The 23,757-nt window shown below is 69.3% G+C and carries 5 protein-coding genes; 2 read left to right on the forward strand and 3 right to left on the reverse strand.

The window, feature by feature from the left end:
* Nucleotides 1–63 precede the first annotated feature (63 nt).
* Nucleotides 64–2,010, forward strand: a complete 1,947-nt coding sequence (treZ, locus tag WMF19_RS39680; RefSeq protein WP_437895098.1) for a malto-oligosyltrehalose trehalohydrolase — start codon at nt 64–66, stop codon at nt 2,008–2,010.
* Nucleotides 2,000–4,072: an amylo-alpha-1,6-glucosidase gene (locus WMF19_RS39685; protein ID WP_437895099.1), complete on the forward strand. Its 2,073-nt coding sequence runs from the start codon at nt 2,000–2,002 to the stop codon at nt 4,070–4,072. Before treZ ends, WMF19_RS39685 begins: the two co-directional genes overlap by 11 nt.
* A 12-nt stretch (nt 4,073–4,084) precedes the next feature.
* Here the strand turns inward: WMF19_RS39685 and WMF19_RS39690 are convergent, their stop codons facing one another.
* The 3 genes from WMF19_RS39690 to WMF19_RS39700 form a co-directional block, all read right to left on the reverse strand.
* Entirely contained in the window at nt 4,085–5,302 is a 1,218-nt protein-coding gene (locus WMF19_RS39690; protein WP_437895100.1) for a cytochrome P450 family protein, read from the reverse strand.
* Between the two features lie 203 nt (nt 5,303–5,505).
* Nucleotides 5,506–6,765 (reverse strand): metallophosphoesterase family protein, encoded by a 1,260-nt coding sequence (locus WMF19_RS39695; protein WP_437895101.1) that lies wholly within the window; start codon nt 6,763–6,765, stop codon nt 5,506–5,508.
* A 147-nt stretch (nt 6,766–6,912) separates the two neighbouring features.
* Complete coding sequence (locus WMF19_RS39700; protein ID WP_437895102.1) at nt 6,913–23,346, reverse strand: hypothetical protein; 16,434 nt, start codon at nt 23,344–23,346, stop codon at nt 6,913–6,915.
* Nucleotides 23,347–23,757: the final 411 nt, after the last annotated feature.

Consider the following 23,757-nt stretch of genomic DNA (forward strand, 5'->3'; position numbering starts at 1 on the left):
GTAGCGTCGTCATGTGCATATAGGCGCTGGACGTCATCTGTGTTGAGCCTAGAATTCATTTCAATGCTGGAGTTCAAGACGGAGAGGCGGTTGCCCATTGGCGCGGAGGTGCTCACCGGGAAAGGAGTCCACTTCCGTGTCTGGGCGCCGGGCCGGCGCAAGGTCGAGGTCGTCCTGGAGGCCGGGCCGGGGAGCGGCGGGGCCGCCCCGCTGCGGCCCGAGGAGGGCGGTTACTTCGCGGGGCTCGTCGCGTCCGCCGCGAGCGGCACCCGCTACCGGTTCCGGCTCGACGACGGCGAGGCGCTCTATCCCGATCCCGCCTCGCGGTCGCAGCCGGAGGGGCCGCACGGGCCCTCCGAGGTGATCGATCCCGGCGCGTTCTCATGGAGCGACGCGGCATTCCGGGGCGCCCCGCTGAAGGGGCAAGTCGTCTACGAGATGCACATCGGGACGTTCACCCGGGAGGGCACGTGGGAGTCCGCGGCCCGCGAGCTGCCCGAGCTCGCGCGGATCGGCGTCTCCCTGATCGAGCTGCTCCCCATCGCCGAGGTCCCCGGCCGCTTCAACTGGGGGTACGACGGCGTGAACCTCTTCGCGCCGACGCGCCTCTATGGAAGCCCGGACGATCTCCGCCGCTTCGTGGACGCGGCGCACCGCGCCGGGATCGCGGTGATCCTCGATGTCGTCTACAACCACCTCGGCCCGGACGGCAACTACCTCGGCCAGTTCTCCGCGGACTACTTCACCGATCGTCACAAGACGGACTGGGGAGCGGCGATCAACTTCGACGGCCCGCGGTCCGAGGCGGTGAGGGAATACTTCATCTCCAACGCCGGCTACTGGATCGACGAGTTCCACCTCGACGGGCTCCGCCTCGACGCGACGCAGAACATCTACGATGGCTCGAAGGACCACATCCTCGCCGCCATCACGCGCCGCGTGCGGGAGGCGGCGAAGGGCAAGGAGACGTTCCTCGTGGCCGAGAACGAGTCCCAGGAAGAGTGGCTGATCCGCGCCGCCGATCGGGGCGGCTACGGGCTCGACGCGATCTGGAACGACGATTTCCACCACAGCGCCAAGGTGGCGCTCACCGGCCATAACGAGGCCTATTACAGCGATCACGAGGGCTCGCCCCAGGAGCTCCTCTCCGCCCTGAAGCACGGGTTCCTCTTCCAGGGGCAGCGCTACCACTGGCAGAAGCAGCGGCGAGGGACGCCGGCGCTCGGCGTGGATCCGGCCCGCTTCGTCCTCTTCCTGGAGAACCACGATCAGGTCGCCAACACCGCGCGAGGCGAGCGGCTCTGCCACATCGTGAGCCCGGGCAGGCTCCGGGCGATGTCGGCGGCCCTGCTCCTCGCCCCGGGGACACCCATGCTCTTTCAGGGGCAGGAGTTCGGGTCCTCGGCGCCGTTCCTCTTCTTCGCCGACCACAACCCCGAGCTCGCCCCGCTCGTGCGCAAGGGCAGGGCGGAGTTCCTCGAGCAGTTCCCGTCCTGCGCGGCGCCCGAGGTCCGCGAGCAGCTCGACGATCCGAGCGACCCGCGGACGTTCGAGCGCTGCAAGCTCGATTTCTCCGAGCGCGAGCGCAACGCCGCCATCTACGCCCTCCACGAGGACCTCATCGCGCTCCGCCGGCGCGATCCGGTGATCCGGGCCCAGCGCCCGCGCGGCGTCGACGGGGCCGTCCTCTCGGCCCACGCCTTCCTCCTGCGCTACTTCGGCGACGACGGCGACGACCGGCTGCTCCTCGTCAACCTCGGGCGGGACATCCACCGAGGCTCGTTGCCGGAGCCGCTCTTCGCCCCGCCGCCGGGGCGCCGCTGGGAGACGTCGTGGTCCAGCGAGTCCCCCCGCTACGGGGGCCAAGGCAGCCCACCTGTCATCACCGAAGAGGGCGTCCATATCCCGGGCGAGGCGGCGATCCTCCTCCACCCCGTGGTCGGGACGCCGGTGCCCGAGAAGACGAGCGCCAACCCGCGCCCGGAGGAGCCCAAGAAGAATGTACGCTGACGAGATCTGCCGGAGGATGGTCTGGTCCCGGGGCGCCGCCCCCACCTCGCAGGAGGACGCCGAGCGCGGCTCGGACCCGCTCACGCGGGAATGGCTCGTCACGAACGGCCTCGGCGGTTACGCGTCGGGCACCGTCTCCGGCGCGGTGACCCGCCGCTTCCATGGACTGCTGATCTCCGCGCTGCCGGCCCCCCTCGGCCGCACCATGATGCTCAGCGATCTCTCCACCCGGATCTTCACCGCGGAGGACAGGGTGTACCAGGTGGGCGGTCAGGAGCCCTGGCTCGACGACGGCGCCGCGCAGGTCATCGATCTCGCCGAGTTCCGCCTCGAGGCCGGGCTCCCCGTCTGGCGCTACGAGGGCGCGGGGATGGCGATCGAGCGGCGCCTCCTCATGCCCCACGCGCAGAACACGGTCCATGTCACGTACACGCTCGTCGAGGGGACGGGGCCGGTGCGGATCGAGCTCCAGCCGTGGGTGAATTTCCGGCCGCACGAGGGCGCGCTCGATCGGCCGGTGGCGGGCCCCTATGCGCTCACCGTGGTCGAGGATCGCTACGAGCTCGCGTCGCCCGGCGACCTGCCGCCGCTCCGGCTGAAGGTCCAGGGCGCTCGGGCCGAGTTCAGGATCGAGAGCGCCCGGCTGCGCAACGTGCGCTACCGGATCGAGCAGAGCCGCGGATACGACGCCGTGGGCGAGTTCTACAGCCCTGGCCGCTTCAGCCTCGAGCTCCCGGTCTCCGGCAGCGCGACGCTGATCGCGTCCACGGAGGCCTGGGAGACGCTCAACGCCCTCTCCACGGACGAGGTGGAGCGCGCGGAGCGCAAGCGCCGGAAACGGCTCCTGCTCGCCGCGGCGCCCGAGGTCCGCACCGGCCCGGCGGCGGAGCTCGTCCTCGGCGCCGATCAGTTCCTCATCAGCCCCGCGGGCCGCGTCGAGGACGCCGCCCGCGCCCGGGCCGCCGGAGACGAGGTGCGCACCGTCATCGCGGGCTACCACTGGTTCACCGACTGGGGCCGGGACACCATGATCAGCCTGGAGGGGCTGACGCTCGTCACCGGGCGCCACACCGAGGCGGGCTACATCCTGCGCACGTTCGCCCATTACGTGAAGGACGGGCTCATCCCCAACATGTTCCCGGAGGGCAAGAACGACGGGCTCTACCACACCGCCGACGCCACCCTCTGGTTCTTCCACGCGCTCGATCGTTACCTGGCGACCACCGGCGATCGCGAGACGCTCCGGCTCATCCTCCCCACGCTGATCGACATCGTCGAGCACCACACCCGCGGGACGCGCTTCGGGATCCGCGCCGACCCGCAGGACGGCCTGATCCGCCAGGGGGAAGAGGGATATCAGCTGACCTGGATGGACGCGAAGGTCGGCGATTACGTGGTCACGCCACGCCGGGGGAAGGCCGTGGAGATCAACGCGCTCTGGTACAACGCCCTGCGCCTCATCGAGCGCTGGGCGCGCGAGTCCGACGGCGACGGCGCGGCGAAGCGCTACGGCGCGGCCGCCGAGCAGGTCAAGGCCTCCTTCAACCGGCGCTTCTGGTCCGAGAAGCACGGCTATCTCTATGACGTGATCGACGGCGAGCAGGGCGTCGACGACGCCTTCCGGCCAAACCAGCTCCTCGCGATCTCTCTGCCTCACCCCGTCCTCGATCCCGCGCGCTGGAAGGGGATCGTCGATCAGGCGAAGGAGCGGCTCTGGACGCCCGTGGGCCTCAGGTCGCTCGCGCCGGGGCATCCGGACTACAAACCGAAGTACTTCGGCGACCTCCGCGCGCGGGACATGGCCTATCACCAGGGCACCGTGTGGGGGTGGCTCATGGGCCCGTTCATCGACGCCTGGCTGAAGGTGTATCCCACCGATCTCGGCGGGGCTCGGCGCCTGCTCGAGGGCTTCGCGCCGCACCTCGACGAGGCGTGCGCCGGCTCGATCAGCGAGATCTTCGACGCCGAGCCGCCGTTCACGCCCCGCGGGTGCGTCGCCCAGGCGTGGAGCGTGGCCGAGGTGCTGCGCGCCTACGCCCGGACGGCCCCCTCGGGGGGCTGAGCGCTCGCCCGCTCAGAATCCCACAGGCACCGCCGCCGGGCCGCGGATGATGGGCCATTCGCTCCACACGATGTCGCGGGGCGAGACGGCGAGCTCGATGCGCGGCAGCCTCCGCAGGAGCGTCGAGAAGGCGATCGCCGCCTCGATCCGCGCGAGCATCGCGCCCAGGCAGAAGTGGATCCCGCTCCCGAAGGCGATGTGCCGGTTCGGCGAGCGGCCGATGTCGAAGCGGTCCGGATCCGGAAAGTGCTCCGGATCTCGGTTTGCGGCCAGGAGCCCCGCCGCGACCCCTTCTCCCGCCGGCACGCGGGCGCCGAACAGCTCGATGTCCTCGAGCGCCCAGCGGATCGTCGAGAGCTCTGCCGGCCCCTCGCAGCGCAGCGCCTCCTCCACCGCGGAGCCGACGAGCCCGGGGTCCTCGGCCAGCCGGCGCCGCTCCTCGGGGTGCGAGAGCAGGAGGAACATGCCGCTCGCGATGAGGTGCACCGTGGTCTCGTGGCCCGCGACGAGCAGCAGGAACACCATGCTCGAGAGCTCGGTCGGGCTCAGCTTGTGCTCCTGCTCCTCGGCGAGCACGAGGCCGCTGATCAGGTCGTCGCGCGGGGCCTTGCGGCGGACCTCGAAGAGCGCCCGGAAGTACGCCCCGAACTCCTCCACCACGGACTGCCCGCGCTCCACGAACTCGCGATTGTTCGCGGGCGCGAGGAGGACCTTGGTCCACCGGCGGAACCGGTCGCGATCCTCGACGGGGAGGCCGAGGAGCTCGGCGATCACCGCGGTGGGGAGCGGAAACGCGAAGTCTGCCACGAGCTCCATCCGGCGCCGGTCGATCACGGCGTCGATGAGCCCGTCCGCGATCTCCTGGATGCGCGGGCGCAGCGCTTCCATCATCCGCGGCGAGAAGGCCCGCTGGACGAGGCCCCTGAGCCGCGTGTGATCCGGCGGATCGGCGTCGAGCATGTGCCGATCCATGAAGGTCGTGCGCTCGCTGAGCGGGAAGTAACGCCGGCGCACCTCGCCAGGGAGCTTGTGGAAGTCGCGGATCAGGCGCGGATCCTTGAGGAGCTCCACGCAGTCGTCGTGACGCACGGCCACCCAGATGGGCACGTCGAGGCGGGGGTGAATGAGGCGATGCAGGCGCCCCGCGGCGCGCATGCGCGCGTAGATCGCGTGAGGCTCGGCGCGGCTGCTCGGATGGAACAGCTCCGGAAAAGCGTCCTGGTCGACCATGATTCCCCCGTTCGATGGCGTCCGGACGTTCGAGGTGATGCTCGCGTCACGCCGGATCGCGAGGTGTGCATGGTGGAGATCCGCGCGCCGTCAAGCGGCGGTCGGAGCGCTGCGCGCCGCCGTCACGCCGCGGCGTCGGAGCTCGGGCGCGCCGTCACGCTGCGGCGTCGGAGCTCGGGCGCGCCGCGGGGCCGCGCCGGCCTTCAGGGCGCGTCGCTCGCGCCGAGCAGCCGCGAGATCAGCGTGTGCTCCACGTCGTCGAGCGCCTCGCGCAGGAACGCCGGGTCGTCGAGGCGGATCGTGTCGTCCCCCTCGCGCGCCTCGACGGGCAGCTTGTTCCTGAGGCTCGCGAACTCGCGCAGCAGCGAGGACAGGCCCGCCTCGTCGTCGCGCAGCGCGCGCAGCGACCGCGTGAGCTGGCCGATCGCGTCGTCCCGCTCGTCCAGCGCGCCCACCTGGAGCGGCGAGATCGTCCGGGAGAGGACGCGCTCGATCCAGAGCGCGCCGCCGAGGTCGTTGGCGATCGCGCGGATCTGCCCCGTCCAGCGCTCGAAATCGGCGCGGAGCGCGGCGTGCGCCTTCGTCGCGCCGCACAGGAAGACCCGCGCGGCCAGCGTGCGCCCGTCCGCCTCGGCGAGGCGCCGCTCGAGCTCCTCCCGCGTCAGATCCACGATGTCGTCGGCGCTCGCGGCCGGGGAGAGATCGACCTCGCAGGCGCACCAGCGCACGACGTCGAGGGGGCGGTGCTCGACCGAGGTGATGCGGCCCTCGTCCACCGCGACGAGGAGGGCGCCCTTCTCGCCTGTCTCGCGGGCGTGGCGGCCCTGGAGGTTGCCGGGGAACGCGATGTACGGATCGCGCGAGAGCACCTCCCGGGTGTGCACGTGGCCGAGCGCCCAGTAATCGTATCGCTTCCCGACGAGGGTGTTCAGGCTGCAAGGAGCGTAGTTGTCGTGGCCCTCGCGGCCGCCCAGGCAGGTGTGGAGCATGCCGATGTTGAAGAGGCCTGCCCGCGCGTCCGGATAACCCGCGGCGAGATCGTCGGTGACGGCCTTGGTCGCGAAGCTCTGTCCGTGGACGGCGACCCCGAGCCGATCGAAGACGATCGACTCGGGCCGGCGGGGATCGAGCCGCCGGGCGTTCTCCGGGAGCTCCAGGTGACGCGTGATGTTGCTCTCGGCGTCGTGGTTGCCATAGAGGAGCACGACGTCCACCCGGGCGGCGCGCAGGCGGGAGAGCTGCGCGGCGAAGAACAGGCCCGTGCTGTAGTCCTTCCAGTCGCCGTCGTAGATGTCGCCCGCGAGGAGCAGGAGGTCGACCTCCTCGGCGAGGCAGAGGTTCACGAGGTTCTCGAGCGCGCGGCGGGTCGCCCCGCGGATCTGCTCGACGGGCGCGCCCGGGTAACGGTCGAGCCCGCGGAGGGGGCTGTCGATGTGGAGGTCGGCGGCGTGGACGAACTTCATGGGCAGACGCGGCCCGAGCTTAGCCGCTCGGCGCCGGGAGCGCTGCTCATCCGATGAGGATCGCGCTCGCCTGGAGCGGACGAGCCGCGCCGTGGCGAGGAGACAGGTGGAGCGCGCCCGCGGAGCGCGGCTGACGCGGGCGCTGGCCTAACGGACGCACGTGCAGGTGGAGTGCTCGGAATCAGGCGTGTCCTTGCCCTGCTCGCCCGCCCTGTCGACGACCCGGGCGTCCATGCCGAGCTGTTGCAGGAGCTCGGTCACGAGCGCGATGGCCTCCTGCTTGTCCACTTGCGTGCGCGGGGAGGACCACGCGTCGCTCTTCGCGACGAGCGTCCTCACCAGGGCGTCGATCCGCGCGGGGATGGGCACGGCGCCGTCGAGAGCAGCCGGCGCGCCGGTGGCTTGCGTGGCCTGCGCGTGCGCTTGCGTGACCTGCGTGTCCGCTTGCGTGACCTGCGCGTCCGCTTGCGTGACCTGCGTGTCGGCTTGCGTGACCTGCGTGTCGCCGATTGCGCCGTCTGACGCGGAGCCCTCGCCGCGCGTCGTGGAGGCGGCGGTCGCGGTCTGCGCGCCGTCGCTCCTGCCGCTCGCGGCGTCCTGGGGCCGGTACCCCGCGCGCACGTCGGCCGGGCTCGCCGGGGAGGGCGCACCCGAGAAGAGCTCTTCTCGGCCGAACTCCCTCCGGATCTGCTCGGCCGACAGGGCCTTGCCGCCGATGCTCTGGAAGCCGCCGGGGACCTTCGCGAGCTTGTTCACCTCGCTGGGCAGCGGGAAGATGAACTCCGCGCCCTCGTCGACCCGGATCTTCGTCGTCTTGCGGACCGTCCGATCGCTCGGGTTGACGGGTCTCATGCTGTCGCGGTTGAGATCGAGGAAGAGGTTCATCAACGCCGGCGTGAAGGTGAAGTTGAACCGCTTGCAGTACCCGTCGAAGACGAGCGTATACGGCGTGGTGTGCTGCCCCCCGTGCCTGCTGGACGACGGCCGCGTCCAGCGCAGCACGGCGCGCGGCGTCCCTGCGCTCCCGGCCTGCGCGTCGTGCGAGGCGGCCGCGCCCTCGGCGCCGGGCACCGCGCGCACCCCCCACGTCCCGAGCGATCGCTCCGCCGGAGCGGGGTCCCCCGCCTCGAGAGCCCTCCTGTCGAGCTCCGACAGGTCGAGGCTGGCGACGAGATCCGCGTGCGAAAGCGGCTGCTGGAGCGGCTGGCCCTCGAGCGTCTCCCGGAACAGGCGGCGCGCCACGTCCTCGGGCCCGGTCTCGCCGGCTTCCCTGGGCGCCGCGTCGATGCCGGGGTGACCGTGCAGCCTGGCGATGTGGTTCATGCTCGCCTCGGTGAGCGGCATGTCAGCGATCGAGTCGAGATCTCCCAGCGTCGGGAGCGCCAGGCTCAGGTCGCGGCCCGAGCCGAGGATCTTCTCGACCTCGGTCTCGGTCGGCTCCTGGTTGAACTCGCTGGCGAGGGTGTCTGCCAGCTGCTCCTCGGTCGTCGGGGCCACGCCGAACCCGCTGAACAGCTGCTCGCCGGACGCGCGGTCGCGCCCCAGGTACATCGCGTTCTCGCCGCTCCAGAAGCCCTCCGGGTGGCGCCTGGAATAGAGCTCGTGGTTCTTGATGTAGTACCAGCCGCCGCGCTTCGCGGGGCGGGAGCTCGGCGCGTTGCGCAGGTCCTCCCCGCCCTCGCCGGTCATCTCCGCCCGCTCCTCGTCGTCGAGCGTCGCGGCCTCGGGCGCGAAGAAGCGCTGCAGGGGGTTCTGGGCGCTGAAGTCGCGCTGCAGCAGCAGGCGGTCCTCGTTCGGGACGCTGGAGTCCTCGCCGCCGAACCTCCGGTCGAAGTCCTCCTCTCCGACCGCGCGCAGGATCGTGCGGTAGTTGATCGCCTGCATGGTCGTGCCGCACTCGGCGATGGTGAGGTGCTCCTCGGGGTTGAAGAACTCCCGCAGCGCCTTGCTCGCGCTCACGCCGGGCCTCAGGCGCCACGTGTAGCTGCTCTGCTTCTCGAAATGATCCGGATTGAGGAACCCGGTCCGGGCGTCCGCCAGCTCCCCCTGGACGCCGGCGTTCCGCGCGACCTCCGTGAGCTCGTCCAGGTCCTCGCTGGGCACGTTGAACGAGTACTGGACTCTGCCCGCAGTGTGGAGCTGGTCCATTCCCTGGACGTTGGCGCGCGCCAGCCGCGCTGACTCGGACATCCCAGCGTCGGAGTCCCCGGACTCCGACTGCTCCTCCCCGGCGTCCTCGGGCTCTGACGGATCGCCGTCGAGCTGCTCTTGCATCCACTGGTTGAACTCGCTCTGCGCGCTCTCCAGCGCGTCGAGCTGGCCTTGAAAGGCCAGGACATCATCCAGATCGAACGAGTCCGTGTCCGACGCCTCGCCATCGCCCTGGGCTTGCTCGATCGCCTCGAGCTCGGACAGGAGCTCCACCTCCATCAGCTCGGTGTCGGACGCCTCCGATTCCGTGAGCCTGTCCAGCAGCGCGCTCAGCCTGCGCGTGTCGTTCATGTTGAAGCGGCCCAGCCGGCGCAGCTCGACGCGCGCTCTCTGCGGATCCTCGTCGTAGAGCCGGAGCAAGAGCCTCGCGGCCTCGGCGGAGAGCGCGTCGATGGCCCCGCGCAGATCATGGGGCTGCCGGATGCGGTGGATCTCGCCGAGCCAGGGGCGCACACGCTCGTTGAAGCGGCGCCAGTCTGCCGGGCTGTCGAAGTCCTGCACGCGGGGGGCCATGCCGGTCAGCGCGTCGGCGGCGCCGCCCGAAGCCTGAGGATTCACCTCGGCGGAGGCGCTCGCCTGCGGCGTCCGCGCCGGGGGATACGTCCCATAGGCGAACGCCGCGAAGAGCTTCGGCATGTCCTGCTTGGCCACCCGCACGGGGAACGCTCGCCCCCAGGACTGGATCGGCACGAGGAAGGAATCGCCATGGACCGTGATCGGCCCGTCGATCGCGACCAGGTGGGGGCTCGACGTATCGACCTTGTCGAGCCGCGGGATCGTCTCGGGATCCTGGGGCGTCGAGGCGCCGGCCCCGTGCTTCGCTGCTTCCTCCCAGAGCGCCTTGCCGTTCATCACGGTCGCGAGCGCGAACCCCGCCTGATCGGGCTTCCCGAGGGCCTCGTTGATGCGCGCGACGTCGTAGCCGCCGGGGGAGACGGTGGTCATGATCTTCGCGCCCGCGCCGAGGGCCGCGTTCATGAGGGCCGCGGTCGATCTCGCCGAGACCAGCAGATCGCCTTCCGCCGCGGCGACGCCGGGCTCCCTGGCGTCGTCGGTCTGCTTCTCGAGCGCAGCGACGGCGGTCCTCCCGAGCAGCTCGACGAGGCCGCGGGCGAGCAGGTGGTCGAGCAGGTGGCCGTCCAGGTCCTGGGTGGATGCGCCTTGCCCCTTCAGGCGGTCGTGCTTGGCCTTGGCGGTCTTGAGGCCGTTGACGAGCGGCCTTGTCGGCGCCGGCCCTGGCGCTGACAGGCCCTCTCCCTTCATCTGGTTCAGGATGAGCTCCAGCCCCTCGCTGAGCGCCGGAGAGCCCGAGCCTCGCTGTCCGAAGGTGCCAGCGCCGGGCGCGCCCGCGAGGCGGCCGAGCAGCTTGCCGGTGAAGAGCGCGACGACCAGGTGCGATGCCGTCGCGAGATCGCTCTTGAGCGTCGTATAAAGGACGCTGTGCAGCGCGCAGTTGGTGAAGGCCGATTGCGACAGCGAGGCAGGATCCTTGATGAGCGTGCTCAGCCGTTCGACGACCGAGCTGCTCACGCCCTGCGCTTGGAGCAGCCGGCTCAGCAGCTTGGCGGCCTCCTCCCTGTGCTCGCCGTCCGCCGGGCGGGGCCATGTGCTGCTCTGCTCGTCGATCGTGCGGATCAGATCCTCGAGGGGGCTCCCCTGCGGCTGCGTGGCTTGCTCGGCGCCGGAAGGGCTGTCGGCCGTCGTGGCGCCGGTGGTCGGGGCAGGGGAGCCCTTCGCGCCCTGCGCGGCAGCGGGGTTGTACCCAGCCTTCGTGTCCGCCGGATCGAACGTGGGCGGCGGCGGAGGCGGAGGCGGCGGCCGGAACACCACGGCGTTTGCCTGATCGAACATGGGTGGAGGCGGCGGCGGAAAGATCCCAGGCATCGGGCCCGTGGCACCGGGCAGCGATGGAGGCATCGCTATGGGCAACGACGCGACGGTGCTCGACGGCGCATGCAGCGCAGAGCCGAACGCGCTCGCGCGCGGCTGCGACGTCGGCGCCTCGCCGACGTCGAGCAGGCGGGAGACCTCGGCGACGAACTCATCGTCCAGCTGGTCGCGCGTCGGCGCGAAGCGGCCGAACTTCCTGATGTCCTCCTCGAGCTTGCCCCGATCCGAGCTCGCCTCGCTCGCGCTCGCTGCGTCGGCGCTCGGCCTTCCGAACGAGCGCCCCGCTCTGGCCTTGAGATCGGCCAGGGCCTCGATCCAGGCCGCGCTGAGGTGCCTCCGCATCTCCGGCGTCACGCGATCGAGCAGCCCCGCGTCGAACAGCTCGCGGCTTAGGCGGAGGAGCGCCTTGCGGTTGCTGTCCTGCTTCGTAGGGTTCAACTTGACGGGGATGCTCCCTTCGCCTCTCGCGCGACGGACGGCGAGGAAGGTCGTCGAGAGATACGATGCGAGCGCGTGGTCGAGGTGGAGATCGCTCCGTGCGCCGTCCGTCGAACGCCGGCCTAGAATGGACCGGTACATCGAGGCGATGTCCCTCGTGTCGCTCGATGTGCCCGCGCGGTAGGGGTTGAACGGGACCCGCTCGGGGGCCTCGTGCTGGCGCTGATACCGGTCGTCCACCTCGCTGAGGACCGCGCGCATCTGCGAGAGCACGTCGTCGAACGTGGGGAGATTTCTCCCCCCGGGATCTTCCGGTATCAGGTGGCCCGTGGCGAAGAACTTCTCGACGAGGCGATGCTTCGATTCCTGGCCGATCGTCACGCGCGTGCCGGCCGACTCGATGCCGAGGAACGTGCTTGTCACGAGGCCGAAGCTGTCGAGCTGCAGGAGGTCCAGGCTCTTCATGTACTGCTCGACCTGGAAAGCCTTCATCAGGAACGGCAGCCCCTCGACATAGGGGGAGCCGCCGCCCCTCGGGAACAGGTGATCCGCGACGAACTTGGCGTTCTCCGTGGCGACGCCGATCATCCCGAGCTCATTGTCGCTGGCGTTCTTCAGGACGTGGGTGAAGAACTGCCACTCGTCGCGCGACGTGTTGCCCTTCGTGTCGATGTTCTTGAGGAAGTCGCGGCTCTCCGGAGCGCCGGCGGTCGAGCGAAGGAGGGTGACCGCGCCGCCCATCACCTTCGCGCTGCCGAGGCCCTGGTACTTCTGATAGCTCCTGGCCAGGAGGATCTGGAGCTTCCCTTCCTTCACCAGAGGGGCGAGCTCGCTGACGACCTGGTCCACGTGGGAGAGCTCGCCGTCCGAGCGCGGTTTGGTCTGGATCGTCGTGTCGAGGACCAGCGAGACCACGCGCGCGCCGCTCGACTCCTGCTCTTCGAAGCGCGCGATCCGCCCTTTCACCGCCTCGATGACGTCGGCTGGTGACGTGGGTTGGCTCACTGGAGCGCTCGGGTCCAGGGTCGCGAACACGATGCCGGCGTCCATCTCTGCGCCGGGGTCGGCGACGCGCCCTTGCGCGCCGAGGACGATGGGGACCTCGAAGTAATTCGCCTGCGCGCGATCGGTGTCGTGCAGCAGATGAACGCTGTCGCCGCTCACCTGCCGCGCCGCCTCCAGCGCGGTCACGAGCGCATCCATCCCGCTCCAGGCCGGGTGGATCGCGCGATCTACGCTCGCGTCGCCGACCAGCTCCTTCACCTTGGGATTGCGCTCGTCCTGGACCTGCTCCTCGCCGGCGATGAGGTCGTCTGGCCCATACGGGCGCGCCGCGACGAGCATCAGGAAGAGCTCGTCGATGAGCGGGTCGTAGTAGGGCATCACGCGCGCGCTGCTGTCCCGGAAGACGTAGAAGATCGGCAGGAGGCGCTCGATGTTCTGCAACGCCTCCTGCACCAGCTTCCCGTGACGGAACGCGTCGCTCCCGCGCTCCCTGACGACCGCATCCAGCCCTTCGAGCAGCGCCACGGCCGTCTTGAAGATGAACCGCATCGACGATTCGGAGTTGGCGATCCTCTTCAGCTGCCTGAAATCCGAGCTCTTCAGGAGCCTTTCCAAACCGGCCAGGTTGTCGATCGTCGTGTCGATGGCCAGCTCCTTCGCCGGCTTGACGTACCTGTACACTTGGTAGGTCGACGGGGTCGCTCCGATCTCCTTCAGGTATTGCCGGATGCCCTTGACTTCCTCTTCGCTGCTCCTCTCGTCGAGATCGACCTCGAGGAGGTGGATCCCGGGTGTGCCGAGGCGCGTGCTGGCCGACGCCTGGTGCTTCTCGAGGACGGGGGCGAGGCGCTCGGCGGCGTGCGCGGAGTTGACGAGGAAATAGGATTTCGTCTTGTCGTTCGACAGCCCATATTTGTCGAGGACCTTCTCGACGCCTTGCTTGAACAGGTGCAGCGCCCCTTGTTTTTTTGGGTCGTCGTAGGCGTCCCGCAGGTACGACGTGCTGAGCCTGTGGTCGACGGCGATGCCGATCTGCGCGCTCGCCGGTCTCCACGCCGAGATCACGCGCACGCCGTAGAGCTCCGCCAGCGGATGCTCGTCGACGCGCTCCAGACCGGCTCGCCGCGCCGTGGTGTACGGCGTCGTGCTGTTGGCCTGCGCGCTGACGTGCATTGCTGTCTTCAGGCTTCGCTTGATCTGCGCGAGCGCCCTGGCATGCCGCGCGTCGAGCGGGCGCTCGCTCCCGGTCGTCTCCGCGCTGTGCGGCGTGGTCTCTGGGCTCAGGGATGCTGTGCCGGCAGCGGACGGCGTCGTGCCGCTCGTGGGGTCGACCCCTGGCAGATCGGGAGAGCCGGTCTGCAACTCGGCGCCATCGGCAGGGGTGTCGTCGGCCGAATCCGCTGTGGTCGCTTGCTGTCCGCCGGGCGCCGGCGAAGTGGCGAAGAACCCGCCCTTGTCGGCGGCGGGCCCGGCGCTCGTGGGCTGCTCCGCCGCGAGCGGCGGCGCCGGCCGGTGCCAGCTGCCCGTGAGGATGTTCGGGAAATACTCCCCCATCCTGTCTTTGCGCACCACGAACGGGAAGGTCTTGCCGTAGCTCGAGATCGGAACGACATAGGCGTCCGCGCCGTCGGGGGTCGTCGTCGTCTCGATGGGGCCGACGATCCTGACCTGGTGCAGCGCCTGGTTCTCGAACGAGCTCGCCGGATCGCTCCAGGCGCTGATGTCTCGATCCGGGCCGAGGTTGTCGGAGAGCGGCGCGTACTTCTTGGCCTCGGCGTCCACCGGCGCGGCGAGGACGATCCCGTGCACGAACCGCCCGCTGCCGTCTCCGTCGAACAGCCTGTTGATCGCGTCGATGTCGTACTCGCCGCCCTTCGACGACATGACATTCACGTCGTTCGCCTCGAGGACATCGCCGAGGATGCCCGTATAGGCCTCCTCGCTCATCGGGAAGTCGCCGCGCTTCAGGCGGGCGCCGTCGCCCGCGAGCTGGTCGCCCTTCTGGGCGAAGTCCTTGTCGAAGCCCTGCTCGACCTCGTGGATCCACGCGTCGTAGCTGTCCCTGGCCCGGGTCTTCCAGAGCTTGGGCAGGGCGCGGGCGAGCATGACGTCGAGGCGCTTGTCGCCGTAGTCCTTGCCCGTGTGCTCGGACATGCTCTCGATCTGCTTGATCCTGCCGCCGAGCAGCACGTTGCGACTCGGGTCCTTGCCCCGGGCCACCTCCTCCGCGCTGGGCGTGACGTCGATGGCTCCGCCGGACTCCAGCGGGAAGGGCGTCGCGTCGAACAGCGACCGGAAGACGTCGATCGCCTTCATGGGGTTGTCGTGCAGGACCGACTCGGCGATGGCCGTGAGGCCGCAGAAGGCGAAGTCCTGCTGGTCGATCCGCTCGGGGTGCTCGAGCAGCTCCTTGGCCCTCTCCTTGAACCCCGAGGGCATGCCGCCGATGTTGTCGACCAGCGACTTGAGGTAGCTGTTCGGGTCCGGGTCGCCGGTCTCCAGCGCACGGCTCGTATAGTCGTCGAGGGCGCTCCCCCGCAGGCCGCGCTCCATCCCCCTGTCGATCAGCTCGGCGCGCGACTGTCCGAGGGGCCCGCTCGCCGTCGGGAGACTCCCCGCCTGGGAACCGGCCGGCGTGGTCTGACCGGCTTTGCCTCCGGCCTTCGGCTGGGCGCTTTGCGCGCCCGGCGCGGGGTCCTGCATGCCGGTGGACGCCGCGGCGCTCGGCGCGCCCCACAGCGTCTCGGCTCCGCTCCGGCCTTCGCCTCCGCTCTCCTGGGCGAGCGTGATGAGCGCCTGCATTCCCTCGGCGAAGGCGTCGCGCTCGGGCGAGGTGTACTCGTCCCTCAGGCTCTCGTGGTATTTGCGGAGCGGGGAGTCCCCGTCGCGCAGCGAGACGAGGTAGTCCGCGAGGTCCTCGTCCTTGCGCTGGAGCCCGGGGCTCGCGTCGCTCGGCAGCCAGCTGGAGAGGTTGCCATTGAGCGTCTCGCTGACCTTGTCGATGAGCGCGCGCTCTCCCGCGAACGCGCCCTTGTCCTCGAGCTCCGGGGCCCTCAGCTGCTCCTTCGCGGCCCCGCCTCCGCCCTTCACGAAGGGCTTGCCCTGGCTCATCATCATGTTGGCGGTGTTGGGCCCCTCCAGCACGCCCATCATGTTCGTGTGGGAGAACAGGACCTCGAAGACGGCGGGCGGAGACCCGCCGAGCTGGATGAGCAGGATCTGATCCTCGCCCATGGTCGACATCGCGTCGATCGCGCGCTTGACGCTCTCCTCGGTGTCGTCGACGGTGATGCGGCGGAAGCGATCCGCGAGGCCGAGCTCACCCACGGCGTCCGCGAACGCGCCGACCTTCTCGTCAGTCCACCGATCGCCGCCCTCGCTGTTCGTGAGCACGTCTCGGCCCGCGCCGCGCGGATCGTGGATCAGGGCGTCGAGCTTATTGTAATCGGGCTCGTCGAGGTTCGCGGTCACCACGAGGGCCGCGCCCTTGGGAAACTTGTCGGGGCTCTGCTGCTGCGCCCTCGCCGCGCCGGCGATGAGGTTGAACAGCTCATGCGACGCCGGGCTGATCTTCGCCTTCTCGGGGTGCCCCAGCCCGTAGAGCATGATCGCGGGCTTGTCCCGATCGATCTCGCTCACGATGTGCGTCACCAGCTCCGCTTTCGCGCCGAGCGCGGGCAGGGTCTCCTCGAACGTCTCCTTGTCTGCGATGGCCCACGTGTGCGCCTTCCCGTTCAGCGAGGGCATCTCGACGAACGCATTCTTTTGCAGAGCCGCCCGCCTGTCGCGCAGCTGTCTCTTCTGAGCGGCGGGCGTCCTGCTGTTCTTGAGAGCTTGCTCGATCGTCTCGAGCTCGCGCTTCGTCTGGTCGGAGACGCGCTTCCAGATGCCTCTCGACTGCTGCCAGCCATAGGGTTGCAGCTTGAGGACATGGTCGCTGTTGAGCCGCTCCGCGAGGTTGTCGCTGCTGTCGTACCCGGCCGTGAACCCGAACTTGGCGGGCGGCAGCTGCTTCGCCTTCGACTCGGGCGTGAAGACGATCCGGGTCGTACCGAGCGTCACCGTCTGCTCGCCTGCGCCCTTGCTCGCGTCGAACCCGGGGACGAGGATCGCGAGCTTCTCCTCGATGGTCTTGTCGCCGAGGATGCTCCTTTCGTTCTCGCTGAGCGGCTGGCCGCTCGCCTGCTTCTCCTTGGCGTCCTCGCGCTGCTTCAGGGTCTCGGCCGTGCCCCCGTCGTCGTAGACGACGCGGACGGTGCCCTCGTACTCGAGCTGATCGGCGATCCTCCGGATCAGGTTGATCGTGGAGGACTGATGCCCGAACCCCGGCGCATGGGGGATGTACGCGCGGATCTCGCTCTGCCCGTTGACGAAGTCGGAGAGCCGGTCGCTGGCGCCCGGGGTCCCGCTGGCGGGGGCGCTGGTCTGGGGCGCTGTTGCGAAGAACCCGCTCTCCTTGCCCGCCGGGGCGCCTGTGGGCTCGCTCGTGCCGTCACGTACGGCCCGGATGATGTCCTTCATGCCGTCGGCGAAGGCGTCGGCGTTCGGGGAGGTGTACTCGTCTCCCAGGCTCCTGTGGTATTCGCGGATCTGGGAGCCCTCGCCGCCAAGCGAGAGGAGGTAGTCGGCGATGTCCTCGTCCTTGCGCTGGAGACCGGGGCCTGCGTCGCCCGGAAGCCAGCTGGAGAGATTGCCATTGAGGGTCTCGCTCACCTTGTCGATGAGCACGCGCTCGCCCTCGAAGCCGTGCTTCGAGGGCGGCGCTCCGAGCTGCTCCTTGGCCGCGCCGCCGCCCTTCACGAAGGGCTTCCCCTGGCTCATCATCATGTTGGCGGTGTTGGGCCCCTCCAGCACCCCCATCATGTTGGTGTAGGAGAAGAAGACCTCGAAGACGGCCGGCGGGAAGCCACCGAGCTGGACGAGCAGGATCTGGTCCTGGCGCAGCTCGGAGATGGCCTGCATGGCTTTCGCGACGCTCTCCTCGGTATCGTCGACCGTGACGCGGAGCAGGCGCTCCTTCAGGCCGAGCTCCTCGACCGTGCTGTCGAAGGCGTCGAGCGCGGGGTTGTTCCAGCCTCGGCCGCCGGTGGTGTTCTGAAGCACCCTCTGACCCGCGTCGCGGGGACCGTGGATCAGGGCGTCGAGATCTCTGTAGTGGTCCGCGGTGAGGCTCGCGGTCACCACGAGGGCGACGCCCTCGGGGAACTGCCCTGGGTCCTTCTGCTGCGCCCGGGCCGTACCCGCGATGAGGCTGAACAGCTCATGGGAGGCTGGAGCGTCCTGCGCTCGCTCGGCGTGCCCCATCCCGTAGAGCGGGATCACGGGCTTGCCGCGATCGATCTCGCTCATGAGGTGCCTGACGAGCGCCCCTTTCGGACCGGTCGTCGACAGGGCAGCCTTGAACTCCTCCGGCCCGGCGACGGCCCACTTGTGGGCCTTCGCGTCCAGCGACGGCATCTCGGTGAACTGCTTCGCTTCGAGGGCCGCCAGTTCCCTCTTGATCTGCCGCTGCTGGGCGAGGGGCGGCCTTTTGCCGAGCTGCTCTTTGAGCTTGGCGATCTTCTCGCGGCTCTCCTCGTCGGGCTGGCGCGCCCATCGGCCTCTCGGATGAGCCCAGCCGAACGGCTGGAGCTTCAGGACGTGGTCGCTCTTGAGCCGAACGGCGAGGTTGTCGCTCTTGTTGTCATAACCGCCCGTGAAGCCGAAGGGCGTGCTCGGCAGCCCCCCGGCCTTCGACTCGGGTGTGAAGACGAGCTGGGCCGCGCCGAGCTTCACGGTCTGCTCGCCAGCGCCTTGCGCCGGATTGAACCCCGGGACGAGGAGCGCGAGCTTCTCCTCGACGGTCCTCTCGATCAGGCTGCTCTTCTCCAGCGGGTTGAGCTTCTCGCCGCGCTCCTGCTTGCGCCTGGCCTCCGCGCGGTCGTCGAGGAGCTGCTTCGTGCCGCTGTCGTCGTAGACGATGCGGAGGGTGCCCTGGAAATCGAACTGATCGACGATCCTCCGGACCAGGTTGATCGTGGAGGACTGATGTCCGAGCCCGGGTCCCTGGGGGACGTACGCGCGTATCTCGTCAAGCCCGTTGATGAAGCTCGCGAGCTCCTCGCCATCCTCCTCTTCGTCGCGCTCCGGGTCTCCGGTGGTCTTGTCCTTGGGCATGGTGGCGAAAAGCTCGCTCGTGCCGGTCGAAGGAGCCGCGCTCTTCGGGGCGGCAGCCGAGGGCGAGCCTTGGGCCGAGTCGACGGCTCGCGGTGGCGCCGGCTCGTGCCAGCGGCCGGTGAGGATGTGGGGGAAGTACGTTCCCATCTCGTCCTTGGGCACCGGGAGCCGGATGACCTTCCCGTAGGTCGAGAGCGGAACGACGTAGCTCTCCGCGCCGTCGGGGGTCGTGGTCGTCTCGATCGGACCGACGATCCTGACCTGGTGTAGCCCCTGGTCGCCCGCGGACGAGCCCATGGGCGCCCCCAGCCCGCCTCCTTTCGCGGCGGCGCTCACCGGCCCGGCGAGGACGATGCCGTGGACGAACTGCGCGCTTGCGTCGTCCTCGAGCAGCTCGTTGATGGCGTCGATGTCATAACCGGCCTCCCCCGCGGACAGGACGTTGACCTCGTGCGCCTCGAAGACATCCTGGAGGATGCCGGTATAGGCCTCGTCGCTCATCGGGAAGTCGCCGCGCTTCAGGCGCGCGCCGTCGCCCTGGAGCTGCTCTCTCCCCTGGCCGAAATTCGCGTCGAACTTGCTCTCGACGCTCTCGCGCCAGGCGTCGTACTTGTCGTTGGCGCGGGTCTTCCAGAGCTTGGGCAGGGCCCGCGCGAGCAGGATGTCGAGGCGCTTGTCGCCGTAGTCCTTGCCCGTGTGCTCGGACATGCTCTCGATCTGCTTGATCCTGCCGCCGAGCAGCACGTTGCGACTCGGGTCCTTGCCCCGGGCCACCTCCTCCGCGCTGGGCGTGACGTCGATGGCTCCGCCGGACTCCAGCGGGAAGGGCGTCGCGTCGAACAGCGATCGGAAGACGTCGATCGCCTTCATGGGGTTGTTGTGCAGGGCCGCCTCGGCGATGGCCGTGAGGCCGCAGAAGGCGAAGTCCTGCTGATCGATCCGCTCGGGGTGCTCGAGCAGCTCCTTGGCCCTCTCCTTGAACCCCGAGGGCATGCCCTTGATGTCCTCGACCAGCGACTTGAGGTAGCTGTTCGGGTCCGGGTCGCCGGTCTCCAGCGCACGGCTCGTGTAGTCGTCGAGGGCGCTCCCCCGCAGGCCGCGCTCCATCCCCCTGTCGATCAGCTCGGCGCGCGACGGGGCCGGCGCCGCGGAGCCGGCCGGCGCGGACTGGGCGGCGGCGGTGTCTCCGGCCCCGGCGCGGTCGTCGCCCTTGCCGGGCGCAGGCGATTGATCCCCGGCGGACGCACCGGTCTCCGGCGCGGTCCACATGCCGTCGTCGGCGGGCGGCGAGGGGGGATTCTTCTCGACCCTGATGAGCTCGGTGAAGGCGATCTTCACCTGATCGCTGGTCGCAGAGCGCTCCTTGAGGGCATCGAAGTACTTGCGCAGACCGGAGTCGGGCTTCTGCGTGTCGTTGAGGAACCGGCCGATGACCCGGTCGGGGTCCTTCTTGCGGAGCGTCGTGTCGATGAGCTCCCTGTTGTCCTTGTAGAGCTTCGCCAGCTCGGTCCGCCCGTAAGGCCCATTGCGGGTCATGCCTTTGGCCGGGGAGTCTCCCTCGCCCGTCACGTCCTGGCCCCTGACCTTGAGCTTGACCTCGCGGCCCGTTCGGGGGGACTTCAGCTTGACGGCCGGCTTCCTGTCCGCGATCTCGGTGAAGATATCGACGTATTTGACGTCGTTGTAGTTGAGCCCCCAGTTCTTGAGGCCGGGATGCCCCTGGAGCTGCTGGCCGACGAGCTTGGCGCGATCCGCAAGGGCGTTGGCCCTGGGCACGTCGGGGAGGACGTCGCTGCCCGGCCAGTTGTTGCTCATGTCCTTTCCGACATGGAAGTACGGTTTGTTCTGCCGCTCCTTGTCCATGCCGTTGACGCTCTCGAAGCCGTTGGGCAGGGACGTCCTGGAGCGGAGGAGCTCGAAGACGGGCATGGGGAGGCGCTTGGGCGAGAACTCGACGACGAGGACCTCGCCGGGCTTGACGTCGGCGATTCGCTCGGGCGTTTCCGCGTCCTCGATGTTGATCACGGCGGCGCGCGGCTTGTCGCCGTTGAAGAGCCGCTGCTTGAGGTGGTCGGCGAGCGCTTCCCAGTCCTCTTTCCTGGCGTTGCCCTCGTTGTCGACGACGAGCTGCAGCCCGCCCTCCCACTCAGCGTTGAGCATCTTGTTGAGCGTGTCGAGCTCGTCCTGATCGAGCTCGCCTTGCTCGTTGACCCAGCCCGCGGCGCCGAGGATGACGCCCTTGTTCTGCAGGTCGGTCCCCGCGCTGTCGTCACCCGGATCCGGGGCCTGGGCGTACAGGATGCCGGTGATGAGGTTGAACAGCTCGAAGACAGGGGCTTTCGAGTTCTGCGCCTCGCCGGTGCCGAGCCCGTAGACGACCATGGTGTGGGTCGTGGGGTCGTCGTTCGGGTCGTTCTTTGTCTGCTCGAGGAACGCGAGCACGCCAGGAGCCTTGGCCTGCGCGCCTGTCTTCTCGAGCTCATCCTCGATCATCGCCCTCGGGTCATCGGGAGGCGTGGTGTCGTAGATGTAGCCGAGCCCGGCGAGGGACTCGACTTCGTGGAACTGCTCCTTGCCTTCGCTGTCCCGATACGTGATGCCCCGCTTTCCGCTTTCGCGGTTCCAGTCCATGGGCTGGAGCTGGACGAAGGAGCTCACCTTGAGATCATCGAGGATCTCCTTTGGCTTCTCGTGGTTGTCGACGGCGCCGGTGAGCCCGTACCTCGCCGGCCTCGGGTCGCTCTGGGCCTGGAAGGTCTTGAGGCCCATGACGTTGACCTTGAGCCCGCTGGTCTCGAGGCGCTGGATGGGAGCGCCGTTCGCCTTGAAGCCCGGCAAGAGGCTCTCGAGCTTCGGCCGGTTCAGGCCGTATTTCTTGTCGTCCTTCCCTACCTTCTCCTGCGTGGGGTCGTCGTCCTCGTTGGAGTCGTCGTAGACGACATCGAACTCGCCCTTGAAGCCGAGCTGGGCGAGCCGCTTCATGAACTGCACCGAGGCGCCCTGATGGCCGTTCCCGGGCGCCCGCGGGATGAAGATCCGGAGCGTCTCTTGCGCCTTCAGCACCTCCATGGCCTCGGCCTCGAGATCGGCGGTGCTCCCGTCGCCGTCGCCGGTGGCCTTGGCCAGGGGCATGGTGGCGAAGAATCCGCCCTCTTTCGCCTTCGGGGGCGCGGTGCTGCCGGTGTCCTTGGCCGGGCTCGCCGCGGCGTCCCCGGGCGGATCGCGACGAGCGTCGTCCAGCGGCTCGCGCTTGGAGCCCGGCGGCTCGTGGGACGCCTCGTCGTCCCGCGGCTCGCGCTTGGAGCCCGGCGGCTCGTGGGACGCCTCGTCGTCCTCCGAATCGCGCTCGGAGCCGTCCGACGGCTCGTCTGACGCCTCGTCGTCGTCCCGCGAATCACGGTCGGAGTCGTCCGGCGCCTCGTCGGACGCCTCATCGGCGTCGCGCGGCTCGACCTCCGGAGTGTCCTGCGGCAGATTGGCGCGCGGGCCGACGAGCTCCTGGATCGCCTCTGCCGGGCGGTCCTTCACGTCTTCCGCGAACCTGTCCGCTCGGTCCTTGAGGACCCCGGCCCAGTCGTCGCCGAGCTTGCCAAGGTCGACGGTGCGAGCATTCTTGATCTGGTCGTCACCGATCTTGTCCTGCTTGAGGCCGCCGACGCTGGAGATGGGGTTGGCGGTCTTCTCGGTGGAGCGCCAGTTGTGGATGTAGCCGACGGTGCTGGGCGCGTTGGGCCCTGTCGTCTCGATGCCGATCTGGAGGGCGCCCGGCCTGTCCTGCCTGGGCGGTCGGTGGCCGATGAAGATGTGGCCGTGAGCGCCGTCTGGCAGGATGACGTCGCCGTTGAAGTCCTTGAGGCCGAGGCCGCCGATGGCGAGGTTGATGCCGTAGAGCTCGGTGTCATCGAACTTGGACTTGATGGCGGCGACGTGTCCTCCCTCCTCCTTGAATTTGCCCTTGCCGAGCGCGACGTGGTGTGTCCCGAAGGCGCGCGGGAACACGCCGGCCTTCGGGTTGCCGTGGCTGTCGGTGATGCCGAGGAGCTCGGTCACCGCGTACGGAGGGGTGCCCGCGGGGATCTGGATGTTGACCCGGCCGCCGTGGGACAGGAGCTTGGCGACGGGGACGTCGCGGAGCGGGACATGGCTCTTCGCGCCTGCGTCGTAGATCTCCGCGCCTTCCTGGAGCAGGTGAAAGACGTTCGTGAGCACCTCGATCGACTGGTGGTGCCTGTCGAGGACGTCGTCGTTCGAGAGGGTGCCGCTCCCCGTCGGGTTCGGGACGGCGCCTTGCGCGATCGCCGTGGTCGCGTCGTCGTTCGGCTCGGTGTGCTCGAGCGTCTTGGCCCATTCTGCCGCGATGCCCTGATCGATCTCCCGCTTGAGCGCGTCCCTCCTCGCCGGGTCGGTCGTGTGCCTCGCCTCCATCGACAGGGCCACCGCGGCTGGAGGGGTGCCATCGAAGCGTTGCCCGCTCTCGCCGCTGTTCCTCTGTCGCGAGACGTAGCTCGCGAGGACGACCTTGCTCGGCTTGTGGAGCTGGTGGAAGCCGCGGAATTTCTCGGGATTGTCGTCCTCGTCGTCCGACAGGTACTGCTTTGCCTGGTCGAGCGTGAGCATGCCGGAGGCGTTGAGCCAGCGCTGTCCCTGAGGGGTCGAGGAGAGCTGCTCGAAGGCGTTCCACTCGGCTTCGTTGAACAGCGGTCCCTTGGGGAAGCGCTTCCCGAGCTGCTTCTTCGCCTGCGCGGGATTCGTGGGGAAGCCGCCGCTGGTCAGCTGGTCGGCGATGCTCGGGACGGCTCGCTTCGCCTTCTTTCGGCTGCCTCTACCCGTCGGAGTCCTCCATGCGGACTTCTTGACGGCCTTGTCCGCGATCCATGTCACCTTGCCGTCCTGCGCCGGGTCAGCCGTGGTTGACGAGCCTCCCGGCGGCGGTCCCGAGCGTCCAGGCCCCGGCTGCCGGGAGCCCTGCCCCGCGGGCGGTGACTTCGAGGTGGAGGGCTCGGCGGGCGTGGGCTCCGCGGTGGGAGCGGTTTTTCCGGCCGGGGTGCTCTTCGCGCCGGTCTCGCCCGTCTTGGGGGAGGTCTGAGCTGACGTGCCGTCCTTTGCGACGGTCTCGTTCGGGGGCGTCTTTCCGGGCGCCTCGCCCCCCTTGGGAGCCGTGCTTCCTGGCTCCGTCGCCGTGGTGTTCCCTTGGGGACCCTTGCCGAGGTCCTGAGATGGCTGGTTGGAGCCCTTGGGGAGGCCGCCATCGGAAGGAGCGGATTGAGGCCTGACGGTGGGCTCGGTGGTCTG

This window comes from Sorangium sp. So ce124, assembly GCF_051525235.1.
GTDB classification, from domain to species: Bacteria; Myxococcota_A; Polyangia; order Polyangiales; family Polyangiaceae; genus Sorangium; species Sorangium atrum.

Bases quoted from the DNA above. Each gene is read 5' to 3' on its own strand.
- treZ (WP_437895098.1), top strand. From the start codon at position 64: ATGCTGGAGTTCAAGACGGAGAGGCGGTTGCCCATTGGCGCGGAGGTG.
- WMF19_RS39685 (WP_437895099.1), top strand. From the start codon at position 2,000: ATGTACGCTGACGAGATCTGCCGGAGGATGGTCTGGTCCCGGGGCGCC.
- WMF19_RS39690 (WP_437895100.1), bottom strand. From the start codon at position 5,302: ATGGTCGACCAGGACGCTTTTCCGGAGCTGTTCCATCCGAGCAGCCGC.
- WMF19_RS39695 (WP_437895101.1), bottom strand. From the start codon at position 6,765: ATGAAGTTCGTCCACGCCGCCGACCTCCACATCGACAGCCCCCTCCGC.